Here is a 12314-nt window from a genome sequence, read left to right as displayed (position 1 = left end):
CGAGGCCGCATCGGTCCACAAAGGGCTGTCGATTAACCGACCGCCGGCGACGCAAATCGGTGCCGGAACTCCGATACGGTACGCGAAATGGTCAGCTAACACGCTCAAGATCGAGCTGGTCGGGGCCAGGACCGGCCAGGCGTTGATCAGGCCGGGACCAGGACGGCCTCGCGCAGCAGCCGACGGGCCAGGGTGACCCGGTCGGCGTCGTCGGGCAGCCCGGGCAGGTCGCCGACACGGGTGGTCACGCCGGTGAGCAGCGCGCGGGCCGCCGGCTCGCAGTCGGCGGGCAGGGTGATGGTGCGGTCGAACAGCCGCAGTGCCACCGTGTCGGGCCCGTGTGGCACGAGCTGCCAGCGCAGGCCCGGGCGCAGCGTGAGCCGGGAGTCGGCGTCCAGTGCGGCCAACGCGCCGGCCTGGGCGAGCGGTCGGATCGGCGCCGGTCGGGCGGCCGGCCAGGAACGCTGGCGTAGCCGCGCCGCGACGGCGACCGGATCGGCGCGCAGCAGCCAGTCCCGCAGCGCCTCCACGGTCTCGGTCAGCTCCGGCTCGATGGCGTCGGGGTCGGCGACGTCGGTGCCGAACGGCAGGCTGGCCCGCAGTCGCTGGTCCTCTGCGGCCAGCGCGAGCAGCTCCTCGACCAGGGCGTAGCGGGTCAGTGCCCGGATGCCCACGGTCAGGTGCAGCGAGCTGGCGTCCTGTGCCTGCGCGCTGTGCAGCCAGCCGCGCGGCAGATAGAGGGCGTCGCCGGGGGCGAGCACCACGTCGAGCGCGGCGGGACCCTGCGCGGTGGCGCCGACCTCGTCGGCGCGTCCGCCCCAGGGCTGCTTCTCCAGTGGGTCGGGCAACACCGGCGGGTGGATCCGCCAGTGCTTGCGGCCGTCGACCTGGAGCACGAAGACGTCGTGGGTGTCGTAGTGGGTGGCGAAGCCCTGACTGCCCGCCGGGGTGAGGTAGGCGTTGATCTGCAGCGGTTGGCTCAGCGCGAGGCCCAGGTCGCGGGCGAAGTCGACCAGCGGCGGCCAGATCCGGTGCAGGCCCTGCAGCACCAGGGTGGCGCCGCTGGCGTACTGCTCCAGGACCCGCTCGTCGAGCACCTGGTCGCCGATCTCGGCGCCGGCGCCGCCGCCGCCGGTCCAGCGCGCCGCCGGAACCAACTGCCCGTCCTTGGCGACGCGGAGGAACGGGGTACGCAGACCGCGCCGGCTGAGCAGCTCATCGGCGTCGGCGGGGCTGAACAGGTCGGTGAAGCCGGCCGGGTCGGGCAGCTCGGCGGCGCGGGACAGCAGCGGCGTGTGGCCCCAGTGCGCGGCGGCGAACTTGGCTGGTTCGACCGAGACGCAGCGGGCCAGCGCCGCGGCGGCGGTCACGGACGGAACCGCCGGGCGGTGGTGGCCGCCCGGCGGGTCGAGGTGCGTCACGACGGCGCCTTATCGGGCGCTGCCGTCAGCGCCACCGTCCTGCTGGCCAGGGGTCGCACCGCCGTCGGCGGGACCTTCGGCGCTACCGTCCGCGCCACCGTCGTGCTGACCAGGGGTCGCACCGCCGTCGGCGGGACCCTCGGCGCTACCGTCCGCGCCACCGTCGTGCTGACCAGGGGTCGCACCGCCGTCGGCAGGACCCTCCGCGCTACCGTCCGCGCCACCGTCGTGCTGACCAGGCGTCGCACCGCCGTCTGCCGGGCCCTCCAGACCGCCGCCGCCCGTGGTCTGCATGTCGTCATCGTTGAGTGCCATTGGTACTCCCTCGGATGTGCCGCCCCGCCGTACGCCGGGGTCCGTCGTGCAGCGGGTGGTACCCCACTCGCGATCTTCTCTAACCCCACCGTAGACGTCGAACCGGGGCGACACGGGCGGTTCGCCGGCGGCGGGTGTCGGTGCCAGGATGGAGGGGTGATCCTGGTGGGCACGTCCGGCTGGCAGTACCGGGACTGGCGGGGCCACTTCTATCCGGAGCGGCTTCCGCAGCGACTCTGGCTGGAGCACTTCGCGACCGGGTTCGCCACCGTCGAGGTCAACAACGCCTTCTACCGGTTGCCCGAGCGGGACACCTTCGCCGCCTGGCGGGCTCGGACGCCGGCGGATTTCTGCGTGGCGGTGAAGATGAGCCGCTACCTGACCCACATCAAGCGGCTGCGTGACCCGGCCGAGCCGGTGGCCCGGTTCCTGGGCCGGGCCACCGCGCTCGGTGACCGGCTCGGCCCGGTGCTGCTGCAACTGCCACCGAACCTGCGGGCGGACGTCGACGCGCTCGACGCGACGTTACGGCTGTTCCCGGCCGAGGTGCGAGTGGCGGTCGAGCCACGGCACGCGTCCTGGTGGACCGACGCCACCCGGGCGGTGCTGGAACGCCGGCGGGCGGCGCTGGTCTGGGCGGACCGGCTGGGTCGCCCGGTCGCCCCGCTCTGGCGCACCACCGACTTCGGCTACCTGCGGCTGCACGAGGGGCGGGCTCGGCCCTGGCCCCGGTACGGCCGCACCGCGCTCGGCTCCTGGGTACGCCGGCTGGCCGATGTCTTCGACGCGGACGAGCCGGCGTACGTCTACTTCAACAACGACCCGGGCGGCGCCGCCATCGTGGATGCCGTCGCCTTCGCCGCGCTGGCCCGTCGGGCCGGCCACCCGGTGTCCCGGGTGCCGTCCGCGGCGCCGCGACCCGGCGGCGACCCGACCGACGGCTGAGCCCGCCCGACGGCTGTCGGGCGGGCTCACGGCGTCAGGGCATCATCCTGGCCAGGTCCTTGGGCATGGTGTCCTTCACGTCCTGCCACTCGCCCTGGGTGACGTGCCGGCGCAGCGTGTCCAACACCACCTGCGTCACCCGCTCCGGGCCGCCCTCCACGTCGTACGGGAAGCCCTGGCGGACCTCGTAGAGGAAGTCGTCCCGGTTGAGCTTGATCGGAACGTCCGAGGGGTTCCAGCCGTCGAAGTAGATCCCCCGGACCAGCACCGGCAACTGCTGGGCGAACTCCACGCTCTCGTTGACCGGCAACCGGTCACGCAGCAGGTGCAGCACCGTGCGCAACGCCGCGTACGACTGGTTGCGTTGGTCCTTCGGCCAGCCGTAGGCGTTCTCGATGTCCTTGAGAATCAGGTTGGTCTTGTCCAGCGAGGAGTCGAATGCCGAGATCATCTGGTCAGCCATCGGTCGACCCCCGTTCCGCGGTGTCCCACCGTCGGTCGTCGTTGCGACGCGGTGGCCCCACCGGCCCTCGTCGGGCCCGCACCGGGCTGCCCTGCGGCGCGCGCCGGGCGTTGTCGGCCGTACCGACCACGTGCAGGACGGCACCACGCCGTCTATCCGCCACCAGTCGAACCGTCATCCCCGTCACCTCCGTGTCGTCTCCGGCGCCGGCCGCGCCTTCACGACCGCACGCACCTGCCACCCTGCCCCTCGGGTGGGTGACCCGGCCCCACCCGGAACGGGTGAGCCGGGCGACGCGGGTCAATCGGCGTCGAGCAGCCCGGTCAGGGTCTTGGCGTTGGTCTGGGCGTAGTCGCGGTAGCAGTTGTTCATGAGCACGTGGGTCTGCCCGGCCTCGTCGGCCAGCTCGCGCAGCTTCGGCGCCCAGTCGGCCAACTCCCGCTTGGAGTAGTGGTAGCCGAACTTCTCGTGGATGTCCTTACTGGTCCACTTGTCGCTGTGGCCGTGGAAGCGCACCACCGCGAGGTCCGCGGTGGCGGCCAGCACCGGGGGCAGCGACGAGCGGTGGCCCTGCGGCATGTCCACGCAGACGTACGGGAGCCGGTGTTGCCGCAGGAAGGCCAGTGTCTCGTCGGCGTTGGCGCCGTCGAACCAGGAGGCGTGCCGGAACTCATAGGCCGGTCGCAGCGGCGCGCAGCGCTTCGCCACCTCCAGCAGGTACTGCTTGTTGTCCCGCTTGATGGTGAACCAGGGCGGGAACTGGAACAGCAGGGCACCCAGCTTGCCCGCCTCGACCAGCGGGTCCAGCGCGGACAGGAAGCGCGTCCACACCTCCTCGTACGCCTGCGCGGGCAGGTCGTCGGGGTAGACGTTCTTCTTGTCGGTCTCCGGCCGCAGGTCCTTGTAGAGCGCGCTGACCCGGGTGGGATGCCCGGTGAGCAGGCTGAACGCCTTGATGTTGAAGGTGAAGCCGGCCGGGGTGCGCTCGGCCCAGAGCCGCGCGGTCGCCTCGGCGGGCGGCGCGTAGTAGGTGGCGTCCACTTCGACCAGCGGAAACTGCCGGGCGTAGTAGACCAGCCGCTTCTCCGGGTTGTCGGCGGTCTGCGGATACCACCCCGAGTCCAGCAGTGTGCGGTCGGTCCAGGACGCGGTGCCCACGAGAATGTCACCCACGGGTGGAGTCCATCGCGTCGTGGACCGACCGGCAACCGCTGGCGTGGCTCAGGCTGCCCGCCGCTCGCGGGTCTGCTTGCAGGTCACGCAGGTGGTGGCGGACGGGAAGATCTCCAGCCGCTCCACCGGAATCGCCGCCGAGCAGCCTTCGCACCAGCCGTAGGTGCCTTCCGCGAGCCGGCCGAGGGCGTGCTCGTACTGGGCGCGGCGATCGAGGATGGTGCGCAGCAGGGACTGCGCGGTGTCCCGCTCGGCGGTCTTGGTGCCGCTGTCGGCCTGGTCGTCGCCCGCGGTGTCGCCGACCTCCACCAGCCGCAGCACCTGGCTCTGCAGGACGGCCTGCTCGTATTCCGCGGTCAGTTCGTCGTAGCGCGCCTGGAGGGAGAGTCGGATCTGGTCGATCTCCGTCTGGGAACGGCCCGTACCGACCGTGTCGTGGACGAGCATCGCTGCCTGCCTTTCCTGGGCCTGGGGCTCAAGGTGAACCGGGATGCCGGCGGCGTCTGGCCCCGGTCACGGTCGTATCCGGTGCACGGGCGGTCACCCGTGCTCTGTGAGCCGGGCGAGTACCCGCCCGGGCAGGCGGTGAAACCGGCGATTTCCGGCCACTGTCAGCCGTCGGCGCCGGGCTCCACGAGCGCGGGGCGGCGGGGGTCGTCGGCCCGGACCACCACGTCGGCGAAGCTGGCCGGGACGACCTCCTCGGCGTACCGGTCGAAGGCCGGCAGGGTCCAGTCCTGGGCCGGTTCGGTACGTCGGCGCAGCGCCGCTCCGGACAGCGCCAGGTGGACGGTGACGTCGAAGGGCAGGCCGCCACCGAGCAGCAGCGCGCCACTGACCAGGACGACGCCGCCGGGTGGCAGGTCGACGTAGCGGGCGCGGCTGGCCCGGTCGGCGGTGGCGTCCCAGAGGGAGGGGAGCAGCCGGCCGGTGCCGCCGGGGCCGGCCGGGTCGAGCACCTCCCGGCGCAGCCCGGCCTCGTCCACCCAGCCCTCGTAGTAGGCGTCCGGGTTCGACCGGCCGAACTCGAAGCGCAGCGACGCGGGCCGGAGGAAGTCGGCTGCACGTACGTGCAGCACCGGGTGGCTCCGGGCGCGCAACGGATCGACCAGTGCGGCGGCCAGCTCGTCCGGGCCGGCTGCCGGGGCACCGTCCACCGCCACCCGTAGCCGCGCGGGCCCGGCGGTGGCGGCGTCGGCCAACCGGCCGGTCAGCTCGGTGACGAGCAGGTCGGGCGAGATGGGTCGGATGCGCACCGGACCATCCTGCCCCGCGCCGGGCGCGGCGGTGGCGCCGGTCAGCCGGTGCGGTCGATGGTGACCCGGGCGTCGTCGGCCAGGCGGTAGCCCACGCCGTAGACGGTGGTGACCAGGGGGACGTCCACGCCGACCTTGCCGCGCAGCCGGCGCACGTGCACGTCGACGGTACGGACGCCGGCGTGCTCGTAGCCCCAGACGGCGTTGAGCAGTTGCAGTCGGGTGAACACCCGGCGGGGGTGGGCGACCAGGTGCAGCAGCAGGTCGAACTCCAGCCGGGTCAGCGGCAGCGGCTCCTCGTCGCGCAGCACCGACCGGGACGAGGCGAGGATGTGCAGGGCGGGGATGGTCGGGGTGAGCGGCCGGGCCGGCGACCGGTTGGCCGGCACCACGTCGGCGCGCCGTTCGGCCGGAACGGAGCTGATGATCACGCCCTCGCCCCGCTCCAGGAGCTCACGGGCCGCCTCGAGCAGGCGGCGGGCCGGCGGGGTCAGCGACTCCTCACAGGCGAGCGGGATGGACAGCGTCACGGTGAGCACGGGCGCGGCGGTGTTCGCCGGGCGGCGTTGGCCGCCGGGGGGTCGACCGGGCACCGCGGGTTGGGACGTATGCCATCCGGCGCGCGACGAGGCGGGGCTGACCGACATGGTCCTCCTTGGCTGGGTCCGGGTATCTCCCCACGGCCCGGGACGCCGCTTCATCGATGCTTCCCGGCACCCGGGCGAGGGTCAAGAGGCGGCTGCGTTGCATGAATGTGACAATTGACGAACACATCGGAGCCGAGTGCTCGCTCTGCGTACGAAGCCAGATGATTACAGCAGAGCCGCCGAGATGACCCGATACGGGGGTCCCCGCCCGGTTCATCGTGGCTGGTCCGGTCACCTTCGGGCCGCCCCCGGCCGGTGCTCAGCGGCTGCGGTCCACGTTGATCCGCGCCTCGTCGGCCAACCGGTAACCCACCCCGTAGACGGTGGTGACGACCGGCGTGTCGGCCAGCTTGGCGCGCAGCCGACGGACGTGCACGTCCACGGTCCGGGCCACCGCGTGCTCGTAACCCCACACGTTGGACAGCAACTGGAGGCGGGTGAAGACCCGGCGGGGCCGCTCGGCCAGGAACAGCAGCAGCTCGTACTCGATGCGGGTCAGCGGGATGACCCGGTCGCCCCGGCGGACGATCCGCGAGCCGGCCAGGATGCGGACCTGGTCCGTGTCGTCGACGGCGGACGGCTCGTCGCCGGACGCCCCGGCGGTGGGGCTCGGGACCGGTCGCGGCGCCGGCGGGACGTCGTCGACGGTGCGCAGCCGACCCTCCCCCGACTCGGCCAGCTCGCCGAGCAGCTGCACCAGCCGGGCCAGCCGCGGGCTCAGCGGCCCCGGGGCGAGGTCGAGGGTGATGGTCAGGGTCGGGCCGGTGCGCTGGCGGGCGGGGCGAGCCGCCGGGCGGTGCGGGCGCGTGGGGATGGCGACGACGGACATGGTGCCTCCTGAGATGGCGGTACGCCCGCCACGCGCGGTGCGGCGTGGCGGTCAGCGGCGCGCCGGGCCGGCGGTGACCGGGGACGCGAGGGGGGACGCGCGGTGCAGCGCGGTCGGGCCGAGGGCCGGCAGGCCGGCGATCCGCCAGGCGGCGAAGCCACCGACCACGTCGGTTGCCCGGTGCAGGCCGATGTCCTGCAACGCGGCCGCGGCCAGCGACGAGGTGTAGCCCTCCTGGCAGAGGATCACCACCGGCACGTCGTAGTCGACCGCCTGCGGGAGCCGGGCCGGGCAGCGCGGGTCGAAGCGCCACTCCAACACGTTGCGCTCGATCGCGAGCGAGCCTGGCACGACGCCGTGCGCGGCCCGCTGGGCCGCCGGTCGGATGTCGACCAGCAGCGCCCCGCGCCGGTACGCGAGATGTGCGCGCTCCGGGTCCAGCCGGTCGAGCCGGGCGCGCGCGGCGGCCAGGATCTCGTCGATGCCCCGGGAGCCCGGGGGCGGCACGGGGGCCGGACAGCGCGAGGCGGTTACCTGCATTCTCGGTTCCTTCCGATGATCGGGGTGGATCGTGGCTGCCCGCCGCTCACCAGGAGCGGCCGGCCTCGGCAACCTCGGCGACCCGCAGCCGCCCGTCGAGCAGGTGGTAGCGGGTCATCCGGACCAGCGCCGGCCGGTAGACGTGCACGCTGACCGCCGGCTCGGTGCCCCGGTTGGTCACCACGTGCACGTGCCGGGGGCCGAAGCGGCGACCGGTGCCGGCGGCCAGCAGGCGGGGATGCAACCGGCCACTGGCGACCGTCTCCTCGGTGAGCGCGCCAGCGACCACCCGGAACGCACCGGCGGAGCCGCCGTGATCGTGCAGGTCGGTGCCCTGCCCGGGCAGCCAGCTCAGCGCCCACACCTCGTGGTCGGCACCGCTGGCGAGCCGGGCGTACCACCGCTCGTCGGGGTCGAAGCACAGCGGCACCGGCCAGTAGGCCTGGTCGACCCAGCGGGCGGCGACGGTGAGCAGATCGGGCTCCGGGCGGTGGTGGCTCATGGTGGTCCTCGCGGGTCGTTCGGCGGGTGCCCCCGTACTCTAGCCGTCAAACCCTATAGGTTTAGTAGGTAATTCCGACTGGTGGGACGCCGGCCTCGACGCGGCGACGCTCAGCGCAGGACCGGCGGATCCACCCGGTAGCCGGGCAGCGACGGCCACCGCACGGTCAGCACCACCGAGGCCGACTCGGCGTACCAGGAGTGGTCCACCCCGCGGGCCCACACCACGTAGTCGCCCGGCGCGGCCAACCGCACCGTCCGGTCCGGCAACTCCACCCGGAACCGCCCGTCGATCAGCACGAGCAGGCTGGTCCGCCGCTCCCCCGTCGCCCACCGCGAGCGGGCCTCCCCGGGCGGGTGCACACCCCACTTCACCTCGACGTCGGTGCTGTGCCGGATCTCCCCCGGCAGCGCGAAGTGCCCGAGCAGCCAACCCGCGTTGCCGGCACCGTCGACACCGGCGTTGCCCACGTACACCGTCTCACCCAACGGACCTCCCCCAACGCGCCGGCCGAGCAACCTATCAGGGCCCGGGCGACTAACCTGGACCGGTGACCGACGACCTCGACGCCGAGACGCTGGCGTTCGCGCACCGGATGTTCGACCTGGCGCGGGCGGGCTCCACCGAGGAACTGGCGGCGCAGCTCGACGCCGGGTTGCCGGTCAACCTGACCAACGACAAGGGCGACACGCTGCTGATCCTCGCCGCGTACCACGCCCACCCGTCCACGGTGGCCGCCCTGCTGGCTCGCGGCGCGGACCACAGCCGGAGCAACGACCGGGGCCAGACCGCGCTGGCTGCTGCGGTCTTCCGCAGCAGCACCGAGGCGGTCAGCGCGCTGCTCGCCGCCGGCGCCGACCCGGCGCAGGGCAACCCGTCCGCCGCGGAGACCGCGCAGTTCTTCGACCTGCCGGAGATGACGGCGCTCCTGCGGGCCGGCTGACGCCAGCCCCGGCGGGCCGGTATACAGAGCCGATGGAAGATCCCCTGCCCGAGCAGATGCGCGCCGCCGCCACCGCGCTGCTGGCCGCGCTCGACCCGGCGGCCCGCGACCAGGCCGTGCGCCCGTTCGACGACGAGGCGGCCCGACGCTGGCTGGAGTACCGGCCCCGGCCCCGACCCGGCGCCTGCCTCGCCGAGCTGGACATCGCCGGGCGCAAGGCCGCGCACCGGCTGCTGGCCACCGCGCTCAGCCCATCGGCGTACGCGCAGGCGATGGCGATCGTCGCACTGGAGGAGGTGCTGGACCGGGCCGAGGGCTGGCATCGCGGGCGACACAGCGGCGACTACTGGATCGCCGTGTTCGGCGATCCCGCGCGCGACGACCGCTGGGCGTGGCGGCTGGAGGGGCACCACCTGTCGGTGAACATGACCGTGGTGGACGACCAGGTCTCCCCCGCGCCGATCTTCTTCGGCGCCAACCCGGCGGCGGTCCGGTACGCCGGCCGCCCCGTCTCCCGGCCGCTCGGCATCGAGGAGGACCTGGCCCGGGCCCTGCTCGACGCGCTGGGGCCGGCCGAGCGGGCCGCGGCGATCATCGCTGACGAGGCACCGGCGGACATCATCAGCGCCACCCGTGGCCGGGTCGACGCGCCGCTGGAGCCGCTCGGCGTGCCGGCAGGCCGGCTGGGGCCGACCGGCCGGGCGCTGCTCGACCAGGTGGTCGCGCTCTACCTGGACCGGTTGCCGCCGGAGCTGGCCATCCGGGAGGCGGGCCGACTCGACGGCGGCCAACTGCACTTCGCCTGGGCCGGCCCCACCCGCCCCGGGCAGCGGCACTACTACCGGGTCCAGGGCGACGACCTGCTGATCGAATACGACAACACCACCGAGGACGGCAACCACGCGCACACCGTGCTGCGTCGCCCCGCCAGCGACTTCGGCGCCGACGTCCTGGCCGCCCACCACCAGACCCACCCCCACCCGCACTGACGGGTGGAGCGCGGGCTGGCGTCAGGGACGGGTGGCCGCAATGAGGAAACGCTGGGCGTGGGCCACGAACGGGCCCTCGGTGGCGATCCGGTGGTGCAGGGCGAGCAACTGGGGGTGGTAGCGGTCCACAGTGAAGCCCGGCACCGTCCAGACGACCTTGCGCAGGAACCAGACCACCGCGCCGACGTCGTGGAAGACCGCCCGCAACGTGGCCCGGCGCAGGTCGACCACGCTCAGCCCGGCGGCCCGGGCGGCGGCCACGGCGTGCTCAGGGTGTCGCTGAGCCGGCGGCGGTAACGGGCCGAGGATCGCCTCGCTCAGCTCGCGCATGGTGCCCGCCCCGATCTGCTGGGACAGGAACGTCCCGCCCGGACGCAGCACCCGGGCGGTCTCCGCCCAGTCGGTGCGTACGGGGTGCCGGCTGACCACCAGATCGAAGGAGGCGTCGCGGAACGGCAGTGGCGCGTCCGGGGTGACCGCCACCACCGTCGCGCCGACCCGCCGCAGGGTGCCCCGGGCGACCTCGACGTTCGGCGGCCAGGCCTCGGTGGCCGTCAGCAGCCTCGGCGGCCGGGGGACCTCGGCGAGCACCTCGCCGCCGCCGGTGTCCACGTCCAGCGCCGCGTCGGCGTGCGCCATCCGGTCGGCTACCAGCCCGGCGTACCCCCAGGGCGGGCGTTCCTCGGTGGCCCGACCGGCCAGCCAGTCGAATCCCCAGCCGTCGACCGGCGCGGCGGCCGCCTCCGCGATCAGCTCGGCCACGTCACGCTCGTCGCTCATGGCGGACAGCCTGGCCGGCCGGTCACGCCGCCGGCAACCGGTTTGCCGGCAACGGCCGGCCGGAGTGCCGGCGACCGCACGGGGTGCCCGACTGGAGCCTCGGGCGGGTGACGCCGGGGCAGGTTGGTCAGGGGCGCGGGCGGGCGATCTCGACGGTGGAGCCGGCGAGCGTGTCCAGGCTGCCGGTCTCGGCCCGGCCGGCGTCGAACTGGCGCATCAGCCGGGCGCCGAGCCGTACGCCGACCCCGCCCACGGCCAGCGCGACCAGCTCGGTGACGAGGATCGCGACCGAGGCGCCACGCTGCGGGGCCTGTGCCCGGATCAGGCAGGTGACCAGGAACAGGCCGGCCATCGCCGCGTTCACCAGGTTGAAGGCGACGGCGGTGCGGCGGGTCCGGTCGACCGGCGCGTCCCACAGGTCGACCATGCCGGCCACCACGGTCAGCGCGGCGGCGAACAGCGCGGCGACACCGGTCCAGTAGCCGACCTCGCCGAGGAAGGCGGGCCCGCCGGCCACGTCGGTGAGATCGAAGACGGTCGCGCTGATGAAGAGCCCGAAGGGGAACGTCACCAGCATCGGTTGGATCGGGTGCCCCTGCACCCGCAGCCGGCTCTGCATCGGTCCTCCCCCTGGTCGGCACAGCTCACGTGACCAGGTTGCTACCCGAGCCCGGTCGCGACGAAACGACGCCGCCCGACTCGCCGCCCGCCGGAAGAACGGGCACCGTCACCGGCCCGGTCAGTTGTCGCGCTGGCGGGAGACCGTCCGGACCAGCCGCTCGGCCACCTCACGCAGCGGGATCGCCAACGAGGACGCGGCGGTGCGCAACACATCGAGGGCCTCGGCCGGCGTGCAGCCGCGCTGCGTCATGATCACGCCGACGGCCTGTTCCACCACCCCGTCCTGCAGCAGCGCGGCGTCCCACTCACCGGCGAGCGCGACCTGCCGGCTCCGGTCGCGGACCGCGGCCAGCAGCAGCCCGGCGTGCTCGGCGAGCAGCATCGCGGTCAACTGGTGCTGCGGGGTGAGCAGATCCGACGGTCCGGCGTACAGGTTGACGGCCCCGATCACCTGGTCGTCGATGTCCACCGGCGCGGAGATCACCCCGCGTACGCCGAGGTCGCGGGCCCGCGCCGTCCAGGCCGGCCAGCGTGGCTCACCGGCCAGGTCCACGGCGAGGATCATCTCCCGCCGCTGGATGGCGCTCATCGCCGGCGAGTCCGGCCCGTGCCGCAGGTCGTCCAGGCCGGCCAGCCGCTCGTCGGAGGCCGCCACCCCGGCCGGCTCGCCGGCACGCAGGACCGTGAAACCGCACCAGCGCACCCCGGCAACCGCGTCCCGGGTGACCCGGACCAGCGCCAGCAACGCCTCATCAAAATCGGTCAGGGCGATCAGGCCGGCGGTCAACTCCCGCAGCAACGCGGCAGTCTCCAGCACGCCGAGGCGCTCCGCCACCGGCTCCCGCATGTCCAGGTTCACCGGTCCGCAGCCCCCGTACGCCCCCGCGCGC

General features: G+C 73.9%; 18 protein-coding genes. 3 read left to right on the top strand and 15 right to left on the bottom strand.

Annotated features, from left to right (window positions below; genetic code table 11):
- Positions 1-146 precede the first annotated feature (146 nt).
- Both ABZV00_RS18945 and ABZV00_RS18940 read right to left on the bottom strand, forming a co-directional pair.
- Positions 147-1421, bottom strand: a complete 1275-nt coding sequence (locus ABZV00_RS18945) for a cupin domain-containing protein (protein WP_355607825.1) — start codon at positions 1419-1421, stop codon at positions 147-149.
- A gap of 9 nt (positions 1422-1430) precedes the next feature.
- Positions 1431-1736, bottom strand: coding sequence for a hypothetical protein (locus tag ABZV00_RS18940; protein WP_355607822.1), 306 nt, complete (start codon positions 1734-1736; stop codon positions 1431-1433).
- A 156-nt stretch (positions 1737-1892) separates the two neighbouring features.
- Between ABZV00_RS18940 and ABZV00_RS18935 the strand changes: the two genes are divergently transcribed.
- Positions 1893-2681 carry a DUF72 domain-containing protein gene (locus ABZV00_RS18935; RefSeq protein WP_355607819.1) on the top strand — a complete coding sequence of 263 codons (789 nt, stop codon included), beginning with the start codon at positions 1893-1895 and terminating at the stop codon, positions 2679-2681.
- A 34-nt stretch (positions 2682-2715) separates the two neighbouring features.
- Here the strand turns inward: ABZV00_RS18935 and ABZV00_RS18930 are convergent, their stop codons facing one another.
- The 10 genes from ABZV00_RS18930 to ABZV00_RS18885 form a co-directional block, all read right to left on the bottom strand.
- Positions 2716-3144, bottom strand: a complete 429-nt coding sequence (locus ABZV00_RS18930; RefSeq protein WP_355607816.1) for a DUF2267 domain-containing protein — start codon at positions 3142-3144, stop codon at positions 2716-2718.
- Positions 3137-3322: a hypothetical protein gene (locus ABZV00_RS18925; RefSeq protein WP_355607814.1), complete on the bottom strand. Its 186-nt coding sequence runs from the start codon at positions 3320-3322 to the stop codon at positions 3137-3139. The genes ABZV00_RS18930 and ABZV00_RS18925 overlap by 8 nt, the downstream gene beginning before the upstream one ends.
- A gap of 122 nt (positions 3323-3444) precedes the next feature.
- Positions 3445-4317: a DUF72 domain-containing protein gene (locus ABZV00_RS18920; protein ID WP_355607811.1), complete on the bottom strand. Its 873-nt coding sequence runs from the start codon at positions 4315-4317 to the stop codon at positions 3445-3447.
- A 48-nt stretch (positions 4318-4365) separates the two neighbouring features.
- Positions 4366-4764 (bottom strand): TraR/DksA C4-type zinc finger protein, encoded by a 399-nt coding sequence (locus ABZV00_RS18915; RefSeq protein WP_203178243.1) that lies wholly within the window; start codon positions 4762-4764, stop codon positions 4366-4368.
- A 164-nt stretch (positions 4765-4928) separates the two neighbouring features.
- On the bottom strand, positions 4929-5573 hold the full coding sequence (locus tag ABZV00_RS18910) for a uridine kinase (RefSeq protein ID WP_355607808.1): 645 nt from the start codon (positions 5571-5573) through the stop codon (positions 4929-4931).
- A 41-nt stretch (positions 5574-5614) separates the two neighbouring features.
- Positions 5615-6220 carry a winged helix-turn-helix domain-containing protein gene (locus ABZV00_RS18905; RefSeq protein ID WP_355607805.1) on the bottom strand — a complete coding sequence of 202 codons (606 nt, stop codon included), beginning with the start codon at positions 6218-6220 and terminating at the stop codon, positions 5615-5617.
- A gap of 259 nt (positions 6221-6479) precedes the next feature.
- Positions 6480-7049 (bottom strand): winged helix-turn-helix domain-containing protein, encoded by a 570-nt coding sequence (locus ABZV00_RS18900; RefSeq protein ID WP_355607802.1) that lies wholly within the window; start codon positions 7047-7049, stop codon positions 6480-6482.
- Between the two features lie 51 nt (positions 7050-7100).
- Positions 7101-7589 (bottom strand): rhodanese-like domain-containing protein, encoded by a 489-nt coding sequence (locus ABZV00_RS18895; RefSeq protein ID WP_355607800.1) that lies wholly within the window; start codon positions 7587-7589, stop codon positions 7101-7103.
- 46 nt (positions 7590-7635) lie between these two features.
- The gene (locus ABZV00_RS18890; protein ID WP_355607797.1) at positions 7636-8091 is read right to left on the bottom strand and encodes a cysteine dioxygenase family protein; all 456 of its coding nucleotides are present in this window, start codon (positions 8089-8091) and stop codon (positions 7636-7638) included.
- 110 nt (positions 8092-8201) lie between these two features.
- A complete protein-coding gene (locus ABZV00_RS18885; protein WP_355607794.1) occupies positions 8202-8579 on the bottom strand; it encodes a signal peptidase I in 378 nt (125 codons plus the stop codon).
- Positions 8580-8641: 62 nt separating this feature from the next.
- Here ABZV00_RS18885 and ABZV00_RS18880 point away from each other — a divergent pair, with 62 nt between their 5' ends.
- Positions 8642-9034 carry an ankyrin repeat domain-containing protein gene (locus ABZV00_RS18880; protein WP_355607791.1) on the top strand — a complete coding sequence of 131 codons (393 nt, stop codon included), beginning with the start codon at positions 8642-8644 and terminating at the stop codon, positions 9032-9034.
- Between the two features lie 32 nt (positions 9035-9066).
- Complete coding sequence (locus tag ABZV00_RS18875; RefSeq protein ID WP_328417026.1) at positions 9067-10023, top strand: DUF3500 domain-containing protein; 957 nt, start codon at positions 9067-9069, stop codon at positions 10021-10023.
- Positions 10024-10044: 21 nt separating this feature from the next.
- Here ABZV00_RS18875 and ABZV00_RS18870 read toward each other — a convergent pair whose 3' ends face one another.
- From ABZV00_RS18870 to ABZV00_RS18860, 3 genes are all read right to left on the bottom strand, one after another.
- A complete protein-coding gene (locus ABZV00_RS18870) occupies positions 10045-10803 on the bottom strand; it encodes a class I SAM-dependent methyltransferase (protein ID WP_355607788.1) in 759 nt (252 codons plus the stop codon).
- Positions 10804-10930: 127 nt separating this feature from the next.
- Positions 10931-11422, bottom strand: coding sequence for a DUF2231 domain-containing protein (locus ABZV00_RS18865; RefSeq protein WP_355607786.1), 492 nt, complete (start codon positions 11420-11422; stop codon positions 10931-10933).
- 120 nt (positions 11423-11542) lie between these two features.
- On the bottom strand, positions 11543-12283 hold the full coding sequence (locus tag ABZV00_RS18860) for a GAF and ANTAR domain-containing protein (RefSeq protein WP_355607783.1): 741 nt from the start codon (positions 12281-12283) through the stop codon (positions 11543-11545).
- Positions 12284-12314: the final 31 nt, after the last annotated feature.

Origin of the sequence: Micromonospora sp. NPDC005173 (genome assembly GCF_040608515.1) — a bacterium.
GTDB lineage: Bacteria > Actinomycetota > Actinomycetes > Mycobacteriales > Micromonosporaceae > Micromonospora.
The sequence above is the reverse complement of the archived record's forward strand: the minus strand, read 5'-3'. Positions and strand labels throughout refer to the sequence as shown.